General features: G+C 51.9%; 19 protein-coding genes, 1 pseudogene and 1 riboswitch. Of the genes and pseudogenes, 9 read left to right on the top strand and 11 right to left on the bottom strand.

Annotated elements, in window-relative coordinates; genetic code table 11:
- The first annotated feature begins 18 nt into the window (after positions 1-18).
- Positions 19-2,568, top strand: coding sequence for a T9SS type A sorting domain-containing protein (locus IX84_RS04870; protein ID WP_044217011.1), 2,550 nt, complete (start codon positions 19-21; stop codon positions 2,566-2,568).
- A 10-nt stretch (positions 2,569-2,578) separates the two neighbouring features.
- Positions 2,579-2,893 (top strand): rhodanese-like domain-containing protein, encoded by a 315-nt coding sequence (locus tag IX84_RS04865; RefSeq protein ID WP_044217008.1) that lies wholly within the window; start codon positions 2,579-2,581, stop codon positions 2,891-2,893.
- A gap of 19 nt (positions 2,894-2,912) precedes the next feature.
- Here IX84_RS04865 and lon read toward each other — a convergent pair whose 3' ends face one another.
- A complete protein-coding gene (lon, locus tag IX84_RS04860) occupies positions 2,913-5,333 on the bottom strand; it encodes an endopeptidase La (RefSeq protein ID WP_044217006.1) in 2,421 nt (806 codons plus the stop codon).
- A gap of 215 nt (positions 5,334-5,548) precedes the next feature.
- Positions 5,549-7,459, bottom strand: a complete 1,911-nt coding sequence (locus IX84_RS04855) for a DNA topoisomerase IV subunit B (protein WP_044217303.1) — start codon at positions 7,457-7,459, stop codon at positions 5,549-5,551.
- 199 nt (positions 7,460-7,658) lie between these two features.
- On the opposite strand from IX84_RS04855, the gene IX84_RS04850 reads away from it, so the two are divergent.
- Positions 7,659-8,183, top strand: coding sequence for a hypothetical protein (locus IX84_RS04850; RefSeq protein ID WP_044217004.1), 525 nt, complete (start codon positions 7,659-7,661; stop codon positions 8,181-8,183).
- A 23-nt stretch (positions 8,184-8,206) separates the two neighbouring features.
- Here the strand turns inward: IX84_RS04850 and IX84_RS04845 are convergent, their stop codons facing one another.
- Positions 8,207-9,955 carry a tetratricopeptide repeat protein gene (locus IX84_RS04845; RefSeq protein WP_044217002.1) on the bottom strand — a complete coding sequence of 583 codons (1,749 nt, stop codon included), beginning with the start codon at positions 9,953-9,955 and terminating at the stop codon, positions 8,207-8,209.
- Complete coding sequence (locus IX84_RS04840) at positions 9,945-11,228, bottom strand: hypothetical protein (RefSeq protein ID WP_044217000.1); 1,284 nt, start codon at positions 11,226-11,228, stop codon at positions 9,945-9,947. The genes IX84_RS04845 and IX84_RS04840 overlap by 11 nt, the downstream gene beginning before the upstream one ends.
- A gap of 159 nt (positions 11,229-11,387) precedes the next feature.
- Between IX84_RS04840 and IX84_RS32805 the strand changes: the two genes are divergently transcribed.
- Complete coding sequence (locus tag IX84_RS32805) at positions 11,388-11,594, top strand: hypothetical protein (RefSeq protein ID WP_152604914.1); 207 nt, start codon at positions 11,388-11,390, stop codon at positions 11,592-11,594.
- Positions 11,595-11,776: 182 nt separating this feature from the next.
- On the opposite strand, the gene IX84_RS04835 is transcribed toward IX84_RS32805, so the two are convergent.
- Both IX84_RS04835 and IX84_RS04830 read right to left on the bottom strand, forming a co-directional pair.
- The gene (locus IX84_RS04835) at positions 11,777-13,447 is read right to left on the bottom strand and encodes a ribonucleoside-diphosphate reductase subunit alpha (protein WP_044216998.1); all 1,671 of its coding nucleotides are present in this window, start codon (positions 13,445-13,447) and stop codon (positions 11,777-11,779) included.
- A 24-nt stretch (positions 13,448-13,471) separates the two neighbouring features.
- Positions 13,472-14,452: a ribonucleotide-diphosphate reductase subunit beta gene (locus tag IX84_RS04830; RefSeq protein WP_044216996.1), complete on the bottom strand. Its 981-nt coding sequence runs from the start codon at positions 14,450-14,452 to the stop codon at positions 13,472-13,474.
- A 126-nt stretch (positions 14,453-14,578) separates the two neighbouring features.
- Positions 14,579-14,760, bottom strand: a riboswitch (cobalamin riboswitch).
- 298 nt (positions 14,761-15,058) lie between these two features.
- On the opposite strand from IX84_RS04830, the gene IX84_RS04825 reads away from it, so the two are divergent.
- The 3 genes and pseudogenes from IX84_RS04825 to IX84_RS34480 all read left to right on the top strand — a co-directional run.
- The gene (locus IX84_RS04825) at positions 15,059-16,114 is read left to right on the top strand and encodes a DNA cytosine methyltransferase (protein ID WP_044216994.1); all 1,056 of its coding nucleotides are present in this window, start codon (positions 15,059-15,061) and stop codon (positions 16,112-16,114) included.
- 9 nt (positions 16,115-16,123) lie between these two features.
- The gene (locus IX84_RS04820) at positions 16,124-17,080 is read left to right on the top strand and encodes a HaeIII family restriction endonuclease (protein WP_044216992.1); all 957 of its coding nucleotides are present in this window, start codon (positions 16,124-16,126) and stop codon (positions 17,078-17,080) included.
- Positions 17,077-17,232 (top strand): annotated as a pseudogene (locus IX84_RS34480) (DNA cytosine methyltransferase); the annotation flags it as partial. The gene IX84_RS04820 and the pseudogene IX84_RS34480, both read left to right, overlap by 4 nt.
- Before the next feature lies 1 nt (position 17,233).
- Here the strand turns inward: IX84_RS34480 and IX84_RS04815 are convergent.
- The 3 genes from IX84_RS04815 to IX84_RS04805 are packed head-to-tail and all read right to left on the bottom strand — an operon-like array spanning position 17,234 to position 18,893.
- Positions 17,234-17,569, bottom strand: a complete 336-nt coding sequence (locus IX84_RS04815) for a hypothetical protein (protein ID WP_044216989.1) — start codon at positions 17,567-17,569, stop codon at positions 17,234-17,236.
- Positions 17,550-18,308, bottom strand: coding sequence for an HNH endonuclease (locus IX84_RS04810; protein ID WP_044216987.1), 759 nt, complete (start codon positions 18,306-18,308; stop codon positions 17,550-17,552). Before IX84_RS04810 ends, IX84_RS04815 begins: the two co-directional genes overlap by 20 nt.
- 12 nt (positions 18,309-18,320) lie before the next feature.
- Complete coding sequence (locus tag IX84_RS04805) at positions 18,321-18,893, bottom strand: hypothetical protein (RefSeq protein WP_044216985.1); 573 nt, start codon at positions 18,891-18,893, stop codon at positions 18,321-18,323.
- 115 nt (positions 18,894-19,008) lie between these two features.
- On the opposite strand from IX84_RS04805, the gene trxA reads away from it, so the two are divergent.
- Positions 19,009-19,380 carry a thioredoxin gene (trxA, locus tag IX84_RS33280; protein ID WP_044216983.1) on the top strand — a complete coding sequence of 124 codons (372 nt, stop codon included), beginning with the start codon at positions 19,009-19,011 and terminating at the stop codon, positions 19,378-19,380.
- Between the two features lie 108 nt (positions 19,381-19,488).
- Here the strand turns inward: trxA and IX84_RS04795 are convergent, their stop codons facing one another.
- Both IX84_RS04795 and IX84_RS04790 read right to left on the bottom strand, forming a co-directional pair.
- Positions 19,489-19,938 carry a NifB/NifX family molybdenum-iron cluster-binding protein gene (locus tag IX84_RS04795; RefSeq protein ID WP_044216981.1) on the bottom strand — a complete coding sequence of 150 codons (450 nt, stop codon included), beginning with the start codon at positions 19,936-19,938 and terminating at the stop codon, positions 19,489-19,491.
- Between the two features lie 71 nt (positions 19,939-20,009).
- The gene (locus IX84_RS04790) at positions 20,010-20,834 is read right to left on the bottom strand and encodes a ZIP family metal transporter (RefSeq protein ID WP_044216979.1); all 825 of its coding nucleotides are present in this window, start codon (positions 20,832-20,834) and stop codon (positions 20,010-20,012) included.
- 154 nt (positions 20,835-20,988) lie between these two features.
- Here IX84_RS04790 and IX84_RS04785 point away from each other — a divergent pair, with 154 nt between their 5' ends.
- Positions 20,989-21,369, top strand: a complete 381-nt coding sequence (locus tag IX84_RS04785) for a hypothetical protein (RefSeq protein ID WP_044216976.1) — start codon at positions 20,989-20,991, stop codon at positions 21,367-21,369.
- Positions 21,370-21,378 lie beyond the last annotated feature (9 nt).

Below are 21,378 nucleotides of genomic sequence, written 5' to 3'. Positions count from 1 at the left end.
ATTAATTTACAGACAGACATGCAGCGATTATTCTACCTTTCCATCATACTTTTTATTGCCTGTTCCGCCAATGCTCAGCAGCTGGTCCCGCTCGGGGGCAATGCGCTCCTGGAGCACTACCGGGCAGAGGAAGGCCTCCAACTGCCCAAGGGCTACGACCGGGCCAACAGTGCGCTTCGTAGCCGAAACTGTCAGCTTGAAGAGACCGACATCACCTATATCGACGCCAGTGAGACCGTAGAGCTGTCTGTGGATATTGACACCTTTGGTCTGGGGCAGGTAGCCGGTGCGTTTGAATGCATTGAGTGCGAAGGCAACCCTATTGGCGATGCCGAGCTACAGGTGGAAGATGGGCAGGCAACCCTGGTCATTACCGGAGCTGATGACCTGCTTGGGGCGGAATACCTCTTCATTGTCGAATTTTGTAACCCGAACGGTTGCGCCAGCACCTCCTTTGATGTAGTGGGGCGGCGGGTGGCACAGGAATACGATATGGCGCCCATCACCCTTCAGTCAGAAGAATCCATCGCTCTCGATGTGCAGGCTTCACAGCTGCCGGGCCCGCTGGCCTGCAACAAGATTACGGATGTGCCCGATGACTATGAGGGGCGTGATAAGCTGGTCTATTTCAGGAACTACAGTGCACCGGACAGCAGCTTTATCTACGTAGCCAGCCGCTATGCCGGAGAAGATAAAATCGACATCACCGTTTGTGATTCCTTCACCGTTTGTGATGTTTACCACTTTACCTTCCGTATTCAGCACGATACGCTGAAGCTGGGCGGTAGTGCAGGGCAGGAAGCCTTTCTGGATGACTTTTCCTATGATGCCATCGTCCCTCCCACGGAATTCTGGCTGGATGAAGATGTCTACATCAACCGTACTTTCGCTACGGATCAGCCCAGCCTTGGGGTCGCTACTTTCGATGGGTTGGACCGCAACGGCCGCCCCTACAACTCGGAAGGGCTGAACGACCGCCTCACCTCCACCTATCTGGACCTGACGCAGCTCAGCGGGAATGTCTACCTCACTTTCTGGCTGCAGCCCAAAGGCTTGGGGCAGTCTCCCGAGGAGGATGACTACATGGTGCTTGAGTTCAAACAGCAAGGCGGCGACTGGGAGGTAATCCATGAGTTTTTCCCGGAGGAGATGAACCTGGATACCGTACCTGCCGGGTTTTTCTTTCCCTTTGAAGTGCCGAATAATTTTAAGCATAGTGCCTTCCAGTTCCGTTTTTCTGCCTACAACAGCGGCAATGGGATTGATGATATCTGGAACCTTGACTACGTTTGGCTGAGCAATGAATTCGTGACTTTCCAGTCTAATATCACTGATGTGGCCCTCACCCGGGTGCCCGCTGCCTTCACCACTCCCTATACAAGCATGCCCTGGAGGCATTTTGATGGCCGCGCAGCTGACTTTCTGCCGGAAAGCTACAACACATTCCTGTTCAACCTGGACAATGATCAGGCGCTCAACGCAGGTGCCGGCGTGCTGCGGATTACCGAAGCAAACACCGGCATTCAGGTCCTGCAGTCCAACTTGCTGGATGCCTGCTGCCGTACAGTTTTTGCTAACGAGAGCATTGGTTACGCCCAGGAATTTGAGGGGCTGAGCGCTGCTATTGATGCCCTCGGCAATACCGCCTTTGATGCTGAGCCCCGCCTGGAGTTTGAGGTGGAGTACAACCTCACCGATGTGACCAATGAGCAGGACGGGCAGGGGTACGAATCCGTAGCGTACAATAACCGCGCGGTGACCACCACGGTTTTTGATAACTACTTCGCTTACGACGATGGCACCGCAGAAAACGGTGTGGTCGTGCAGGAGGGCGATCAGGTTGCTGTGAAGTATACCACAACGGTCGATGACTCTCTGCAGGCGGTTCAGTTCAATTTCCCACGCATCATCAGCAATGTTTCCGGGCAGGAGTTCCATTTGCAGGTCTGGGTGGGCGAGCTTGACGATGAGCCGGAAATCCGGATGACCTTCGAACGGCCATTCTATCCCTCTTCTTACTACGACAGCCTACAGGCGTTTACGACCTATCCGCTGTTTGGGGATAACGGTCCGACAGCGGTGTTTATTCCGGCTGGTGATTTCTATATCGGGTGGGAGCAGGTGTCGCCCTGTGACTATTTGGATTGTATACCGGTGGGTTTTGACCGTAACTCTCCGGCGGGCGGTTCAGCCTTGTTTTTCAATAATGACGATGAAGGTTGGCAGCCTTTCCCGGAGGGCTTCCTGTCGGGGTCTTTAATGCTGCGCCCGGTTATGGGCAATGAACGGCCGCTGAGCTCCGGCACCTCTTCTGCGGAAGCGCTGGACCTCGATCTTCGCCTGTACCCTAATCCGGCTCAGGAGCGCGCCTACATCCGCATAGAAGGGGAACGCTGGCCGGCAGATTACCGCATGCAGCTCGTGAACCCACTGGGGCAGGTCGTATTGGATCAGCTGCTGGTCCGGGAGTTTGGGCTGAACGAATTTCGGCCTGGGCTGTATATAGTAAAGGTCTATGACCCGGCGACCAACCGGTCCCTGCACCGCAAGCTCGTCATCACTGAATAACAAAACGAAAATGGCACAAGACATCCGCGTTCAGGAACTCAAGTCCAAAATGGACGCTAACGAAGATTTTGTACTACTCGATGTACGGGAGCCCAATGAGCGGGCAGCCTTCAATATTGGCGGTGAATTCATCCCCCTGGGCAGCCTGATGGGCCGCATGGGCGAACTGGAACAGCACAAGGAAGATGAGGTCATCGTCTACTGCCGCTCCGGCAATCGCTCCGGTCTCGCAAAGGAATTCATGGAGCGGGCTGGCTTTAAGAATGTTCGCAATTTGCTTGGTGGCATGATGAGCTGGGCGGAAAACTACGGCACCGGCAAGTAGCAGGCCTGATGAGGCGGTGCTACCGGATGCCGAGCGTAATGTTCAGGACTTCCTCCATGCGGCTGACGTAGTGGAATTCAATCCCGTTGATGTAGTCCGGGTTGATTTCCGCGACGTGCTTTTCATTTTCCTGACAAAGGATGATTTCCTTCATGCCAGCCCGTTTGGCAGCGAGTATCTTTTCCTTGATGCCACCCACCGGCAGGACTTTGCCCCGAAGGGTGATCTCTCCGGTCATCGCTACATAAGTCTTGGCCCGTTTGCCGGTAAAGGCAGAAGTCAGTGCCGTAAGCATGGTAATGCCCGCTGATGGGCCATCTTTGGGGATCGCACCTTCGGGCACATGCAGGTGGATATCTTTCTCCTCGAAAATTTTGGGGTCAATGCCAAGGTTTTCGCTGTTAGCTTTAATAAAGCTCAATGCGGTAGACGCAGATTCCTTCATGACATCACCAAGGTTGCCGGTCAGGGTGAGTTTGCCCTTGCCCGGGCTGAGAATGGCTTCCACGAACAGGATGTCGCCACCCGTTTGTGTCCAGGCCAGGCCTACCGTCACGCCGGGCACTTCGGGCGTAGCGTAGCGGTCTTTGTCGAAGCGGGACGGGCCCAGCATGCCATTCAGGTGTTCCGGCTTTACACTTACTTCGTACTCCTCTTCCATCGCTACCTTTCGGGCAACGTTGCGCATAACACCGGCGATTTGGCGATTGAGGGACCGTACGCCGGATTCACGGGTGTAGGTTTCGATGAGGGCTTCCAGTGTACGCTTGCCCAGCTTGACCTGATTCGCCTTCAGGCCATGCTCCTTACGCTGTTCGGGTATAAGGTGGCGCTTAGCAATTTCTATTTTTTCTTCGGTGGAGTAGCCGCTGACCTGAATGATTTCCATACGGTCCAGAAGTGCGGGCTGAATGGTGTTCAGGGAGTTGGCCGTAGCGATGAACATCACTTTGCTCAGGTCGTACTCCAATTCGAGGTAATTGTCGTAAAAAGTCCCGTTTTGCTCCGGGTCCAGCACTTCCAGCAGAGCAGAGGAGGGGTCGCCGCGGAAGTCCTTCCCTACTTTATCGATCTCATCCAGAATAAAGACCGGATTGGACGAACCTGCCCGCTTCAGTGATTGCACAATACGCCCCGGCATCGCCCCAATGTAGGTTTTGCGGTGGCCACGGATTTCCGATTCATCGTGCAGCCCGCCCAGCGACATGCGTACAAACTTGCGCTGAATAGCCCGGGCGATCGACCGGCCCAGTGAGGTTTTGCCCACACCGGGAGGGCCCACCAGGCAAAGGATGGGCGCTTTCATATCGCCCTTGAGCTTGAGTACGGCAAGATGCTCCAGAATACGGTCCTTGACCTTCTCCAGCCCGAAGTGGTCCTCATCCAGGACTTTCTTGACCTTCTTCAGGTCAAAATTATCCTGTGTAAATTCTTCCCAGGGCAGGTCGAGCAGCAGCTCCAGATACGTGAGTTGTATAGAAAACTCTGCTACCTGCGGGTTCATACGGCGCAGGCGGTTGATTTCCTTGTCAAAGGTTTTGGCAACGGCTTCGGGCCAGTCTTTATCCTTAGCCCGCCTGGCCATATTGTTGATCTCCTCTTCCTGAGGGTTTTGTCCCAGTTCTTCCTGAATCGTCTTCAGTTGCTGATTGAGGAAGTAGTCGCGTTGCTGTTTTTCAATATCTACGCGGACCTTGTTCTCAATTTGGTCCTTGAGTTCCAGCAGTTGGAGTTCGCTGTTCAGCTGCTTCAGCAACGCCTGCCCCTTCTCCTGAAGGTTGTCTTCCCGGAGCAGTTCCTGCTTGATGCCAACTTTGGCGCTTAGATTGGAAGCGATAAAGTTGAGGAGAAACGAATGGTTCTGAATGTTCTTCAGCATCACATTCGCTTCCGAAGGAATATTGGGCGAAAGCTCTATGATTTGCTGCGCGCGTTCCAAAACGGAAGAAATAAGCGCATCGAACTCCATCTGATCAGTCACCGGCTCGTATTCAAGGGTACGGACAGTGGCCAGCATGTAAGGCTCGTCTGAAACAAGGTCTTCAAGCTCAAAGCGCTTCCTGCCCTGCAAGATCGCTGTAGTGGTGCCATCGGGCATGCGCAGCAGTTTCAGGATGCGGGCAATCGTGCCCACTCGGAAAAGGTCATCAATGCCAGGCTCTTCCACTTCGCTGTCCCGCTGAGAAAGTACAGCCACCATGCGGTCCTTATTGTTGGCTTTATTGTGAGCCTGATTGATGGCCTTGATCGACTTGTCACGGCCTACTGTAATCGGAATGACAATGCCCGGAAAAAGAACGGTGTTCTTCAGGGCCAGAAGAGGCAGGGTTTCCGGAAATTGCTCATTGGGGTTCTCACCTTCTTCATCTTCTATGGACAGTAGAGGGAGAAAGTCGCCATCATCATCTAATCGCTGCTGCATATAATAGTCGTCAAACATGCTTGTATGTTTACAGCCGGAGCTGTTGTATTTTTTAATCGAGCGGTACCTGTCTGAAAGGTTCACACCAATGTGCGGGCATGGCGCATGCCAATAAGGCAGCAAAAGGGCCAACCTACACCGTGCTCCCTATGCACCAACATTCGTGCCACTATTCCAGGAACCGACAAACTGACGCGCCCGGTGCTGAATTGTCAATTCGGCAGTTCTTATTCCTACTCTGCTGCCACTGCTTCTTCTTCCAGCTCGGCTTCTGCTTCTTCCAGGGCTTCTTCAGCATCATCCTTTTCCACCCGCAGGTTGTCAATGATGAATTCCTGACGGGAAGGGGTGTTTTTGCCCATGTAGTATTGCAGCACATCGTCAATATTGGTGTCCTCATTCAGGATCACAGGCTCCAGGCGGATTCCATCGCCAATAAAGTCTTTGAATTCACCTGGAGAAATCTCGCCCAGCCCCTTAAACCGGGTCACTTCCGGCGCGCCCCGCAGTTGCTTGATGGCTTCCTGCTTTTCTTCTTCGCTGTAGCAATAGAAGGTCTTTTGCTTGTCCCGCACCCGGAACAGAGGCGTGTCTAGGATATAAAGATGCCCGTTGCGTACCAGCTCCGGGAAAAACTGCAGGAAAAAAGTGAGCAACAGCAGTCGGATGTGCATACCGTCCACGTCGGCATCCGTAGCGATGACCACGCGGTTGTAGCGCAGCTCGTCCAGCCCGTCTTCGATATTCAGCGCATGCTGCAGGAGGTTAAACTCCTCGTTTTCGTACACCACTTTTTTGGTTAGGCCATAGCAGTTGAGGGGCTTGCCGCGGAGGCTGAAGACGGCCTGCGTCTGTACATCCCGCGCTTTGGTAATGGAACCACTTGCGGAGTCTCCCTCGGTGATGAATATGGTCGTGGCCTTGCGCCGTTCTTCTTCTGTTTTCCGGTTGCTGTCGGAAAAGTGGAGGCGGCAGTCGCGTAGCTTTTTGTTGTGCAGGTTAGCCTTTTTGGCACGTTGGTTAGCCAGCTTTTTGATACCGGCAATCTCCTTGCGCTCCCGCTCCGACTGCTTGATGCGCTTTTCCAATGCCTTGACGGTATCCGGATTGCGGTGGAGGAAATTGTCCAGTTTTTCCTTCACGAAATTGATTACGAAGGTACGCACGGTTGGCCCCTCCGGCCCCATATCGCTTGAGCCCAGCTTGGTCTTGGTCTGTGACTCAAAAACCGGTTCTTCCACCCGGATGCTGACCGCTGCGATGACCGAGCTAAGGATATCCCGCCGGTCGTAGTTCTTATTAAAATGTTCCTGAACGGTTTTCACAATGGCTTCGCGCAGTGCATTGAGGTGCGTACCGCCCTGTGTGGTGTTTTGCCCGTTCACAAAGGAATAGTACTGCTCCCCGTAATGATTGCCGTGGCTGAGGGCGATCTCCAGGTCGTCCCCCTTCATATGGATAATAGGATAGCGCAGGTGCTCGGAAGCCGTTTTGCGCTCCAGCAGATCATATAAGCCTTTGCGGGAGACCAGGGTTTTGCCGTTGAAATTGAGCTTGAGCCCGGCATTCAGGTAGGCATAGTTCCAAAGCTGATTCTCAACGTAGTCACTGCGGAAGCGGAATTTTTTGAAAATCGCTTTATCAGGGAAGAATTCAATCAGGGTGCCATTCGGCTCGCTGGATTTTTTCAGCTTGTGGTCTTTGACCAGTTCGCCCCGCTCAAATTCTGCCACTTTGGCTTTGCCGTCCCGGATGGATGTCACCCGGAAGTTTTCCGAAAGGGCATTCACGGCTTTGGTACCCACCCCGTTCAGGCCCACCGACTTTTTGAACGCCTTGGAGTCGTACTTGCCGCCTGTATTGATTTTGGAGACACAGTCCACAACCTTGCCCAGCGGGATGCCCCGCCCGTAGTCGCGGATGGACACCAGGCCCTCCTCAATTTTAATGTCGATGTCCCGTCCGTGACCCATGACGTACTCATCAATAGAGTTGTCGATGACCTCCTTGAGTAGGATATAGATGCCGTCATCGGCTGCTGAGCCATCGCCCAGTTTACCGATGTACATGCCCGGGCGCATACGGATGTGCTCTTTCCAGTCGAGCGAGCGGATGTTGTCTTCAGTATAGGTAACTTCTGCCATTGAATTAAAATGCTTGGGTGGTTTCGGGGTAATATTGTGCAAAAAATCACAAAGTAAGGTCAGCAAAAAGCCGCTTTCCTTGTTAATGAAACGTACAAAAGTTATGCACATTTCATGAATTGAATACTGAGTTTAAATTTTTTGTGCTAAAATACAATTAATTTACAACGGAAACAACAAATTGTTGTCTTAAAAAACGATGAAGGCAGAACAGACCGATCAGCATCCGGCTATGCAGTGTATCCTGAGCGGGCTCCGGCGGGAGCACCGGCTCAAGGTGGGCTGTGCCTTGGCCTTGCTGGCGCTGGGGCTGGTCTTCATCTACGCTTTCTTTACCAAGAGCATTATCCTATCGGTATTCGGGCTGATTTGTGCTGTGCTCGGCTTGCGCTTCTGCTTTCACCTGATCAGCAACTGGAACGTCGCCAACAGCCGCCTGATGATCCTCCTGCACTTCCACCCCAAAGAAATCGTGTGGGTCTACTCTGTGGTCACCGAGCAACTGCCCTTCGGCTTTCAGCTTCTGCGCAACGGCACCCTCTACTTCAAGCTGCGCGATGGGGACGACATCTCCGTCAGCCTCTCCACCGATGACCTCAAAGCCGTCTCCAAATACCTCAATGGCCTGCTGCCCCACGCGACCTTTGGTTATACCAAAGACCGGGAGCAGTGGTTTATGGCCAGCCCTTTGATGTTGTTGAAAGAAGAGGGGGAAGGGCGGTAGGTTTGAAGTGGCAAGTGGGCGCTTTAATCAAGCTCCTTTAGTACTTCTTCTATCGCACCGATGAAAGGGGTATTGTGCTTTTTGACCAGGCGGAGGGCTTTTTCCAGGTACTGCCTGGCTGTCTTGTGATCTTCCTGCGCCTTGTGAACCAGACCTGCGCACGCATAGCTTGCGCCTAATTGATGCTGTTGCTGTGTTTTTTCCTTCCACCCGATGGCTTTGTGGTAATGTTCGAGTGCTTGCTCCCACTGCTGTTGCTTTTGGTAGACCATTCCGAGTTGGTGGTAGGATATGCCAAGTTGATGCTGTTGCTGTGTTTTTTCATTCCACTCGATGGCTTTGTGGTAATGTTCCAGTGCTTGTCCCCACTGCCGTTGTTCTTCGCAGACCCTTCCGAGTTGGTGGTAGGATATGCCGAGTTGGTGGTGTTGCTGTGTTTTTTCATCCCAATCAATAGCTTGGTAGTAATGTTCCAGTGCTTTATCCCACTGCCGTTGTTCTTCGTAGACCATTCCGATATGGTGGTAGGAGCTGCCGAGTTGGTGGCTCTGCTTTGTTTTCTCGAACCACTCGATGGCATTGTGGTAATTTTCGAGGGCTTGCTCCCACTGCCGTTGCGCTTCGTAGACCCGGCCGATTTGGTGGTAGGAGCCTCCTAGCTCATGGTGTTGCTTTGTTTTCTCGAACCACTCGATGGCTTGGTGGTAGTGTTCCAGTGCTTGTCCCCACTGCCGTTGCTCTTCGTAAATCCTCCCGATTTGGTGGTACGTAGCTCCGGGTAAATCATCGGTTTCGCTCGTATTTGTCAGGGCATTGTGATAGTGCTCCAGTGCGCTATCCCAGTACCTAAATTCGGCATAAATCATTCCCGTACGGTGGTGGCAGAGGGCTGCATTTTTTGCCTGATCCAGTTCGAGGAAAACATTCAATGCTTTCTGGTAGGCAGCCACAGCGGGCACCATTTGCCGGGCAATTCTGTAGGCTTCTCCCAAATAAAAATAGGCGGCAGCCAATTCAAACTTATCTCCCAACCGCTCCCGCACCGCCAGCAATCTCGTGAAATACGCAACCGCCTTCTCCCCTTCAAAAATCTCCAGGTATTCCCGCCCAAGGGTTTCCAGCAGGTTTGCTATGTTTTGCAGTGTTTGCTCCCGGTCGTCGCCGGATTGGTCAAGGCGTTGGTAGCGGGCTTCCATTTCTTCCACCCGCGCCAGGCGCTCGGGGGTGAAGCCCTTACTCGGCAGAGGGCCATCGTAAGCCACCGGGTCCCGGTCTATCAGCTCCGGCGGGCTGCTGAAATGGTATTGGTACTGTACCCAATCCCAGAAGTCAGGGGCTTCCTTCTGCAGGCGCTTCAGGGTGTAATGATTGACCCAGATCACCAAAACAACTGGAAGGTCACGGAAAACGAGCTCGCGCTCAAAGTTCAGCTCCGGCAACAACAAGCCCGGGCCCGCCGGGTCTTCAGCCATGAGGCTGTATTCCAGGCCGCTGAGGTGGACGAGGGTTTGGATGTTGCCGTTTTGGGCATTCGCCAGGGCGGGCAGCTTTTCATTAAGGTAGCGGAAGAGCGAAACGACCTGTTCGCCGGTGGTGTCTATTTCGTGCTGGGTGTACTGCGGGAATGTTCTTTTGAATTGAGCAATCGCCTTTTCTTTGGTGCTGAGCGTATCAAAACTGCAGACCAGGGTGGCCGGCTTATGCCGTTCGCTCAGGACGTATTCCAGTTCGTCCCAGTCTGCGGTTTGATAGGTATGGGGTTTAACGCTCATCGGCAGGAATGAATTCGTTAAGCAATGGGTTGGTTTTGCGCTTGCCATTGTATTTCAACACAGCCAGGGAGAACAATAGTTCCTTGATGTCTTCGTCTGCGTGTTCGAAGGCTTGCTGCTGAATGATTTCCACATGCGCTTTTTCCAGACGCTCAAACATTTCCTGCCCCAGCAAGTGAATGGCGGCCTCGGCATGCTGCTTTTCCACCTTTTTGCCCAGTGCTTTGCGCAAAGCGGTACTCGCAATCTTCAGCAATTGCCGGGGGCAGCCTCCGGAGTAGTGGACGATGATGTCGAGCGCTTCTGCTGCAAAAAAAGCCTCCAGGTCTACCCGCTTGCTGATGATGTCTTTGAATAGGTGGGCATTATCATCCGTGATCTTGAACATGGGCAAGACGACCCGTTCGTAGGCATCAGAGGTCACTCCGGTTTGTATATCGTAAAAGGCATTGATGGGCACCGCACAGATCAGGTTGACCTTGAGCTCCCGGATCAGGAAAGAGTCCTGGACAAATAAGTTTTTATAGATTTCGTAGCGGATTTTCTCTGTCCCATCGAATACCAGCAGCAAGTCCCTGCCCTTACCTTTTTGCACAACCTCCTTCCGGACTTGTTCAATGAGGCTGTTCAGCTGCGCCTGTAGTTTAAGCGGCTCCTTGCGGATTTGCTGCCGTAGGGTGCGCGATATTTTGGAGGTTCCGGTAAAGAAAGATTTGATCCCCACATTGAAAGACAACCAGTCCCAGAAACCCAGGCCGGCTTTGGCTTCTACAGAGGCCGCTTCCCCTTGTTCCTCTTTCCATTCCTTGCGGACTTCGTGGTCCTCATTCAGCCAATCTTCGGCAAGCGTATTGAGCGGTTTGAGGTCAACCTCCAGCTCCTGCTCTTTCACCAGGTCAATAAGCCAGACGATAATGGTGACAAAGAAATCCTCGGGTTGAAAGTGGGCAATTTCCAGTTCCCGCTCCATATCAATGAAAAGGGAAACGTACCGGTCCGGATTATTGAGATACTGATGGATGCGGTACAATTCCAGCGATTTACCACAGCCCCGGTGCCCGGAGAAAATGACTTTGACGTACCGGTCGCTGCCAGCTTTCAGTTCGTCTTCGTCAATACTGAGCAGATAGAGCAGTTCTTCCCGGTAGGCATCCCCGCGCGCTTCGTCCAATTCCACATACAGCTCCCTTGCTCTATCCTGTTCCCGGATATCAAAATCCAGCTCCAGCACCTCTCGTGCCCGGAATTTATTCGTTTCGGGAAATTGGTACATTCAATCTGTGTTTTTCCAAAATTAGGGAAATTTACGGATTGTTTAAAGGAAGCTGGGGCAGAGCTCCTGGAAAGTACCTGGCTCAAGCTCTACACCAGCAACGTCTTTTTGTAAGTCTTGTGTCTATCTGTAGGAAAGGCTTAGATTGCTTGCTTTATCATGGCCTCACCGGGTGCACTAACCCTGGAAAGTGCCGGGGCATTCATCCGGTGTGCTTTTCATGCGCACATGTCCAGTACGCCCGGCGAAGGGTCCGACTTCCCATATTTGTCCGTATGGACGGGCCAGTCCATACGGATGTATATTGGCGTTTCAAACTACGTCGGACGGAGCGCGCGCCGGGCGAAGTCTCACCGGGTGCACTAATCTGAGCAAGTACCGGGGCATTCACCCGGTGTGCTTTTCATGCGCACATGTCCAGTACGCCCGGCGAAAGGTCCGACTCCGTTTCAAACTACGTCGGACGGAGCGCGCGCCAGGCGAAAAAAACAGCCCCGCAGCAACCGCTGCGAGGCCATCCTTTTGTATCAGCAAATTAATTCTTCAGCTTACGAAGCGCAGCTCACGCACTCCTTAAACTTATTCGCCATCTCCTGGGCCACGCTGGAAGAGCGCTGATAGTACAGGCTCTTCACGCCCAGCTTCCAGGCTTCGATCATCAGGGCATTGACCTCTTTCACCGGCACTTGTGGCGGGATGTTGAGGTTGAGCGACTGCGACTGATCGATGAATTTCTGGCGGGCGGCCGCCTGAATGATGATCTCCCGCGGATTGATTTCCCGGAAGGTCTTGAAGACAGCCTTTTCGTGCTCGGTCAGCCCGTTGAGGTGCTGCACAGAGCCATTTTTGAGGAGGATGGACTGCCAGATTTCCTCCCGGTCCATGTCTTTTTCCTGTAGCAGGGCTTTCAGGAACTTGTTCTTACGCATGAAGTTGCCCTTCGACAAGCCCACTTTATAGTAGTTACTGCTGTACGGCTCAATCCCTGGTGAAGTCTGCCCCAGAATAGAGGAGGAAGAGGTGGTGGGCGCTACTGCCATCAGCGTGGTGTTGCGGCGGCCATAGCCTTTGAGCAGTTCTGGCTCGCCGTAGGCTTCTGCCAGGTCGCGGCTGCCCTGCTCGGCTTCCCGGCGGATGTGGGCGTGGGCGCTGCTGTTGAATTGCTTGGCTTCCATGCTCTCAAACGGGATGTTGTTCTTCTGCAGGTAAGCGTGGTAGCCCATGACACCCAGGCCCAGGGCACGGTGGCGCTTCGCAAAGTTGTGCGTACGCTCCATGTAGGGCTGATTGGCAGACTTTTGTACAAACTCTTCCATCACCGCATCAAGGAACCATATAGCGGTCTGCACCGCGTCGGTATCTTTCCAGTCTTCGTAGTACTCGAGGTTCATGGACGACAGGCAGCAGACGAAGCTCTCATCTTCCTTCACCGGCAGGGCGATCTCCGAGCAGAGGTTGGAGTTGTAGATGCGCATGCCTTTGTCGCGGTAGACATCCGCCGCGTTGTCGTTGACGTTGTCGCTGAACATGATGTACGGTAGGCCTTTCTCCTGACGGCTGTGCAGTACCTTTGCCCAGGTGGCTCGCTTCTCTTTGTCGCCGGCCACCATTTCTTCCATCCATTGGTTGGTCACGGTCACGCCAAAAAAGATATTCTGAATGGCGTTGCCGATGTCTTTGATCTTGAGGAACTCATTCACATCCGGATGCTCGATATCCAGGTAGGCAGCGAAAGCCCCGCGGCGCACATTGCCCTGACTCACGGTATCGATCATGGCATCAAACATCTTCAGGAAGGAAACCGGCCCGGAAGACTTGCCGTTGTTGCGGATACCTGCGCCCCGCTCGCGCAGGTGCCCAAAGTAGGCCGAGGTGCCGCCCCCGAATTTGGTCATCATAATGCACTCGGACAGGGTCTTGGTGATACCGTCCATGCTGTCCTCCACGTAGGAGCCGAAGCAGCTGATCGGCAGGCCGCGGTCGGTGCCCATATTGGCCCAAACGGGTGAAGACAGCGACATCCAGCCGTTGGCCACGAGCGCCTCAAATTTTGGCTGCAGGTCCGGGCGGTCCAGGCGGTTAGCAGCGGCGGTGGTCACCCGGCGCACCGCATCCTGTGGCGTCTCGCCGGGCAGCAGGTAGCCCCGCTGCAGTACGGTTTCAGTCTCAGGCGTTACCCAGTGGTAGGGCTTGGTATTGTTATAAATGGTCTTGGTCATGGTCAATGCGTGTTTTTTGGGTATTTAGAAAAGGTCGTCGGCAGTGAACGACTGATTATGCTTGGAATACTCTACCGGGCGCTTGGCGAAGAAATCGTCCAGGGTGTTGGCGTAGATTTCCTCTTCAAACCAGCTCATGCGGCGGAGTTGAGATTCGTTGATGTCGAAAATGTCCTGCAGCCCAATCTGCTTCAGGCTCGTATTGATGCGGTGCTTCATGAAGTTGAGCAGGTCCGACTTGGAGACGTGCTCCAGTTCGCCCATCTCGAAAATCCAGTTGAGAATGCGCTCCTCCTGCTGAATGGCGGCGTGGGCGGTCTCGTAGATGACCTTTTGGTACTTGTCGGTCAGCCAGCCCGGGTTTTCCTCCACGATTTTGTTGAAGATGTAAATGCCGGCATTGGCGTGGAGCTGCTCGTCCTTGCTCGTCCAGGCGATGATGTTGCTCGTATTCTTCAGCAGGCCTTTGAAGTGGGTGAACGACAGCACGGTGGCAAACTGACTGAAGAGCGATACATTTTCCACCAAAATGGAAAAGAGGATGAGGTTAAGCCCGAAGGACTGCTCCGGAGAGTCGAGTTGTGCAGCTGCCCGGCGATCGCGCAGAAAAGCAATACGGTCGCTAAGGACAGAAGACTGCAGGGCAGACTCGAATTCATCCGCCAGGCCCAGTACAGTCAGCAGTTGGGCGTAGGCTTCAGAATGGCGGAACTCGCACTCCGCGAAGGTACTGCCCAGCCCGTTGAACTCAGGCTTGGGCAGGTGCTGATAGAGATTGCCCCAAAAGGACTTCACATCCACCTCCACCTGAGCAATAGCCAGGAGCGTCCGCTTGATGGCATTGCGCTCGGCTTCCGTAAGCTCCACTTTGAAATCCTGTATGTCACCCGTAAAATCGACCTCCGAGTGCACCCAGAAGGTCTGATTGATGGTGTTGATAAAGTCGAGCACTTCCGGGTACTCGAACGGCTTGTACGCTAGTCTGGGTTTGAAAATCGCGCTCATGTAGCTAATGCATTACCGAGCTGTGGGGGAGGGCAGGAGCGCGCACCGGCAGGCTGCATCCGGGCATTACCCGGGCAAAAACGGTGGCACTGCGTTGTCCTAACTCCCGAAAACTCGCAGTTAAAGAATGGTATGTTGGCAACGGCAGGTCTTCTGACTCGCCCCGGCTTTGCCGCCTTCCCGCCCGGAGGCAGTGGCTTGCTGGCAAATCCTGATGAATGAGGCTCACAGCAGCGGGTACTGTCCGGGATTTTCACCCGGTTCCCTGTTCAATATCGAATGGCTAATCTGTCGCTTAAAATTATTTGATAGGTGCTCGAATTGAACGCAATACCGTTGGTTCGGGCAAGATACGGAGCTCCGGCTGAGCGATCAAGCAACGCAAGCGTATAATTACCAACACAATGTGGATAAGTCCCGTAAACCTCTGAATACAAGGGGTTGAAAAAATAGTTTTCCACATATGGGTGTGGAAAACTATCAATGGAAGCAAAATGCACCCCAAAAAGCATTAATGTTTATAACTTTTTTCAACTAGATGGTTGAGAGTCCCGTTGTAAAGACTATATTAAAGTTTTGTTTGAAAAGACCTAATCTCAATACAATATGAAACTAGTTTCTTTTTTTGCAGGGGCAGGGGGGTTAGACCTGGGGTTTGAAAATGCCGGTTTCAACGTAATATGGGCTAATGAATATGATAAAGATATCTGGGGCACCTATGAAGCCAATCATCCTCAGACAGAGTTGGATAGAAGAAGCATTACTCAGATTAAAGAAGAAGAAGTACCAGAGTGCGACGGAATCATTGGCGGACCGCCTTGCCAAAGTTGGAGTGCCGCCGGAGCTTTAAGGGGTATAGATGATAAGCGTGGGCAGTTATTCTTTGATTTTATTAGAATTCTTGAGGCTAAGCAACCCAAATTTTTTCTTGCGGAAAATGTTTCAGGAATGTTAGTGCCACGTCACCGTCAGGCACTGGAGAACATAAAAGGAATGTTTCGGAATGCAGGTATTGGGTATGAGCTAAGTTTCAAAATGCTAAATGCATCGGATTATTCCGTTCCGCAAGACCGTAAGCGGGTTTTTTTTATTGGCTACAGGAGAGATTTAGGGAAAAAATTTGAGTTCCCTATGCCTCATCAAACCCAACTAACACTTGAAGATGCAATCTGGGATTTAAAAGACAATGTAGTTCCTGCAGGAGAAGGTAACTATAAAAATATGGCCTGCAAAGTTCCCAATCACGAGTATTTCACTGGTGGCTTTTCGAGTATATATATGTCTCGTAACCGCGTAAGGAGTTGGGACGAAGTGTCTTTCACCATTCAGGCGGGGGGCCGGCATGCGCCTTTGCACCCGCAGGCCCCTAAGATGGAACTGGTTGAAAGAGATGTCAGGAGATTCATTCCGGGTTTTGAGCATCTGTATCGTCGCTTAAGTGTCAGGGAATGCGCAAGGATACAGACCTTTCCTGATGACTTTATTTTTAAATATAAGAATGTAGCAGCAGGCTACAAAATGATTGGCAATGCAGTTCCTGTAAAATTAGGAGAGGCTCTTGCATCAAGGATCAGGAAAGACTTATTTTCTGAATCAGGTAAGGTAACCGGTCAAGTTAATTTTTCGAAACAGGAAAGCTCTAAAAGCTTCATTAATGCCTAAGGTATTCTCATGGCCAGTCAGGTAAAGTCAGGCAAAGCTTTTGAATTTGCATTGCTCAATGCTTTCTATGATCTTCTGCGCGATAATAAAATGAACGTCAACGTAGTGGATGATAAGAGCCTTTCTTATGCTATGCAATACTATTCTGAGTTCCCCAAATCTGACCGGCAAGCTTTTGACACTGCAGCTAAAACAGCAGTATCTTTTTTCCCCGATGTAGAGCCTATGCTTTTTTATCAGAAAGGGGATAGCTCAATTAATTTATCACTGGCTTCAGATGGTAGAGGGCAAAAAGGAGATGTTAGGGACATTTTAATCCAGTCTTCTTTAAAAAAGTGGGTTATCGGTATTTCTGCAAAGAATAACCACAAAGCAGTGAAGCATCCTCGCCTATCTCAATCTATTGATTTTGGAGCATCATGGCTTGATTTACCGGTGTCAGATAACTACTTCGAAAACATAGAGCCAATTTTCTCTGAGCTTAAAAAGCTGAAGAACAATGGTCCAGAGACAAAGTGGAGTGAGCTCGAAAATATACAACGAGATTTTTATTTGCCCATTTTGGAGCACTTTAAAGATGAGTTGCTCCGGCTTGATGTACAGAATAAAGGTGTTGTTGCCGCTAAGTTAGTTGGATATCTCATTGGTAAACAAGACTTTTATAAAGTGATCAAGACAAAAGGGATGATTACTATTCAGGCTTTTAATTTGCAAGGAACATTGAATTTGCCTTCTCCCTACAGAAAGCCATCTGCAAGAATACCTAAACTTAATTTACCAGACAGGATTATCGACCTTAGTTTGAAAAAAGGGTCTAAATCAACATTGGAACTGACGATGAGCAATGGCTGGCAAATGAGTTTTCGGATCCATAATGCCAGCTCAAGAATTGAGCCTTCGTTTAAGTTTGATATTAACCTTATAAGCACTCCTGAAAGTTTATTCTCTACAAACTTCTATGTCTGAGCTTCTGCGAAGTAGCCCGCGTCCAAACCTTCCCGGACGACTTCATCTTTTACTACAAGAACCTCGGCGCAGCCTACAAAATGATCGGCAATGCAGTGCCGGTACGGCTGGCGCAGATTATTGCGAGTAAAATAAAAGAAGACTTTGAGTAAGTTATGGAAGCACCTCCTGCTTCAACTGTTTCATGTTTTCCACAAAGCTGAAGAAGTCTAAATCAGTATCTACCTCCTGATCAGTACGGCAAAGCCCAATGAACTCTAACCAATCGTGGTCCAGTTCAGCATCGTAGTAGCCGAAATCTAACTGGGAGATTCCCAGTGCCCTGGGCAGAAAGTATTCCTCATCAATCAGTACATCGCGCAGACGTCGTTCCATTTCATCAATCGTGTACTGTCCGCTGCAGGGCAGAACCCGCTTGTCGTAAATCTTGTAATTACCGGCATCCCGGTACAAGTACAGGACTTCGATTTTAGTGAAGGAACCGCTCATCGTTGTGGTATTTTAGGAGTTCGGGATCAGGTAAAAAACGTTGCGGAAGGCGGATTGGCTGCCCTTCGTACCGGCTGAAGAATGTACTGGCTTCCTCCGTGGGCAACTGGGGAGATACCCTAACCTTATAATCTGGCGTAATGGTAATCAGGCCAAGTTCGAAAGCCTTATCGTGAAGGGTATTTAGAGCGAGCCCGTTATGTGGATTCAGTCTGAGTTTAGGGGCTTCTGCCCATGGCCGGATATGACCGGCGATCAGGAGCGAAGGGATACCAATACCGGTTATACAGCACGTTTGGTTATAGGCTGCCATGATCATAGACCGAAAAAATTGTTGATTGACCCTGGCTTTTACAAGGCGTAGTTCTTCTTTTCCTTCTGTGATGCGGGGTTCCTGAACGAGGTCGTTGGCTCCCTGTCCTTTCCCATACAATTGAGCTCTCAACTGCTCACTTTCGAAAGCCAGTTCTTCCCAGTTGTCATTGAAGGCGTCCCAAACTTGTTTGTCCAGCTTGCTATGGTTGGAAGCCCCTTTTATACCTCTTTTCTTGAGGCTGGGGTCAAGGCTGGCAAAATTAACCAGTTTGAATGCTACAGCATTGGGAGACCGCCCGATCAGCGCTGCCAATTCGATAACCTCTGGGTTTCGGCTGTGCAGTTTGCCGAAAGGCGTTTTGCAATACAGGTTAAAGGTGAGGATAAGCTCTTCCCGGGTCCAGCGTTTCTGTCCTTCTTTCATAGCATTGGATATTTACAACTCCCGCCACTCCAGCCCCTCCCGTTCTGCCGTTTTCTTGAGGTAGCTGCTGTTGCGGATGAACTGCCCAAGGCGCTCCATTTCACCTTCAAAATCGAGGCGGATATCATCGTGCATTTTCGACAACAGCTTTTGCAGTTTCAGGGCCCGTTTGACCACATAATTGGAGAAGGTGCGCGCCTTGGCCGCCGGGAACTGATCGAGCAGTCCGTCTATGCCCTCCAGTGCCAGATTGAGCATCAGCAGGTTGAGCTCGATCTCCCCGTACTTGTCTTTGGTGGCCTTCACATGCCGGTTGATGTCACCGCTGATGGCGCGCAGGTCGAGCAGCAAAAAGCCCGGCGAGTAGAAAGCCCGGATGGCGTAGGTCACATCCCGCTCGATGCTGATGGCGAGTTCGCTGCGTCTCTCCTCCCGGCTGCCAGCCCCTTCCAGCAGCTCGAAGGTCAGGCGGTTGACCAAGGCTTCCTCCTTGGCGATAAGGCGGAAGAGCAGTTTGTCTTTTTCCTTGTCGGGCATTTTAGAAATCGCGGCTTTGAGTTCGTCCGGTAGTTTTTGCCTGGGCATTTATCTGGTTTTTTCCCAAAATAAGGAACATCACCTGTTCTCAAAAGCCAAAGTGGCATTTATCACTGAAACTCTTTTCGGGCCCTTTTACCTTTGCCCAAAATGTAGAACGATTATGCCACGACAAGTCAACCGTAAAACCTTCCGCCCTCTGGTCCTGAATGCCGAAACGCCCGTTGTCGTTGATGTCTGGGCGGATTGGTGTGGCCCCTGCCATGCCCTGTCCCCCAATTTTGCTGCCGCCGCTGAAGAAGCCGGTGACAACGCCCGCTTCGTCAAGCTCGATGCCGAAAAGAATCAGAAACTGGTCAAGCAGTATCAGGTCCGCAGCCTGCCCACGATTCTGTACTTTAAGGATGGGGAAGTGGTCGACCGCAGTACCGGTGTGGTGTCCAAGGGAGCTATACTGAAGCGGCTGCGCCCATTGTTGCCGGAAGATGCACAGGCCGAGGTTAAAGGCGGAGCCTGGTGGAAGTTTTGGGAGTAGCAGAGGCTAATCGAAACTATATACATTAATGTAGCCGGTGCTATCGGACGATAGAGATGAATCAGGGGCCTGTCCTTGCAGGTCTTTTACTTCGACTTCGGTCAAGGGCTAGACCAAACCTTTGAGATGCTGAATAGCTATTGTTCCTGATTTTATCCGAAAAAGAGGGTAGCAACCATCTTTGGGTTCCAGCATTTGTCCTTCAAGGCGGGCAGCGTTCGCTTCCATCAATGTTTGTAGCTCCTGGACATAGGGTGTGGTAGTCAGGAATGTGCCGAAGTGCGCACATATTTTTTTGATATTGGGCCCAAACTGCTGACCGGCAAGCAGGCTCACCCCATTGGACTTCAACTGTCTGATAATTTCTTTGGCCTTACCCCCTGATCCGTGGTGCGCGCCGTGTTGCCCGTGCCCACTATGGTGTTGCTGAACGTTTGATATAGTCTTAAAGGGCGTGACGATCCCGTCTTTGAGTTCAATAATCTCGAAGTGGCTGGCTTCTCCAAAATGTTGCCTGGGGATATGCCCCTGTCCGTCCGTAGCAATTGCGATGAACATAAGTGAAATTTTAGGTAAGCTAACGCAGTCAAGGACAGGATTCAGTGCGAATGGTCACAAAACATCAATTATCATCCCAGCGCTACATCCAAGCTCATCATCAGGGTAAATCCCGCCAGCGTGGCAATAGTGGCCAGGTCGGTGTTGCCGGCTTGCTGGGATTCCGGGATCAGTTCTTCCACGACTACAAAAATCATTGCTCCTGCTGCGAAGCTCAGTGCGTAGGGCAGTATGGGCTGCATGGTCATTACCGCCCAGGCGCCAAGTACACCCGCTATGGGCTCTACAGCCCCTGACATTTGACCGTACCAAAAGGCCCGCCGCCGGCTAAAGCCCTCCCGCCGCAGCGGCACAGATACCGCTGTCCCTTCCGGGAAATTCTGCAGCCCTATGCCCACCGCCAGTGCTACTGCCGCCCCGATGGAAGCGGCCGGTAGCCCGTGGGCTACTGCGCCAAAGGCAACACCCACCGCCAGCCCTTCGGGTATATTGTGCAGGGTGATGGCGAGCACCAAGAGCACGCTTCTTCTCCAGTTGGTCGATACCCCCTCAGCTTCTTCCATTTTTAGGCCCGGGTGCAGGTGGGGCAGTACCTTGTCTACCCCCGCCATAAACAGCCCACCGCCCATAAAGCCCAGTGCCGCCGGCAACCAGCCGGGCAGGGTGCTTATCCGCTCGCTCAGGTCAATGGCCGGAGCCAGCAGTGACCAGAAACTGGCGGCAATCATGACCCCTGCCGCAAAGCCTAACATGGCATCCAGCACCTCCTGCCGGATTTCACGGAAAAAGAATACCACCGCTGCGCCCAGGGCCGTGACGCCCCAGGTAAATAAGGTGGCCAATAAGGCTTGTGTAACCGGATGGTACTGCCCAATGGCAGATAGAATAGCGTCCATTTTCTTGTCGTTTATAGTGGCTCAAAGGTACAACAGCACGCTCGTAAACCCGGGCAAAGTGACAATGATCACTCCCCTTCACTGACAATATTCATTTAAAAACCAACTGCAAACCAGGAATTTTAGGGCACCAATTTAATTAAAACCTAGTGCCATGCGCCAGCAAAATGCCGATCTACTCATTCAGGAAGCTGACCAGCTCCTTGAATTCGCCAGCCACGAAATTGAACGGGCAGAAGAAGACGTTGCCACCCATGCCGTCTGCTTCAACTCCCGCCAATCCATTATTAACTACCTGTCTTCCTACCTGCAAAAACATGGTAGCGAGCTCCCCGAGCCCGTGACCATGGCAGGTCTCCTGGATAAGTGCCGCGATATCGACGGCCGGTTCAACCTGATCGACATTTCCGATATCGGTTGCAAGCACGATGCAGAGGATGAAGCCTACTGTATGGATGTCAAAAAAGTGGCTGATTGCCTGCGTATTGCTAAACAGACCCGCGCCATCGCTATTGATGAGGCGCCCGCCTACTAAAAAAATCCA

This window comes from Phaeodactylibacter xiamenensis (assembly GCF_000759025.1).
Classification (GTDB): domain Bacteria; phylum Bacteroidota; class Bacteroidia; order Chitinophagales; family Saprospiraceae; genus Phaeodactylibacter; species Phaeodactylibacter xiamenensis.
This window is presented reverse-complemented; position numbering and strand designations above follow the sequence as displayed.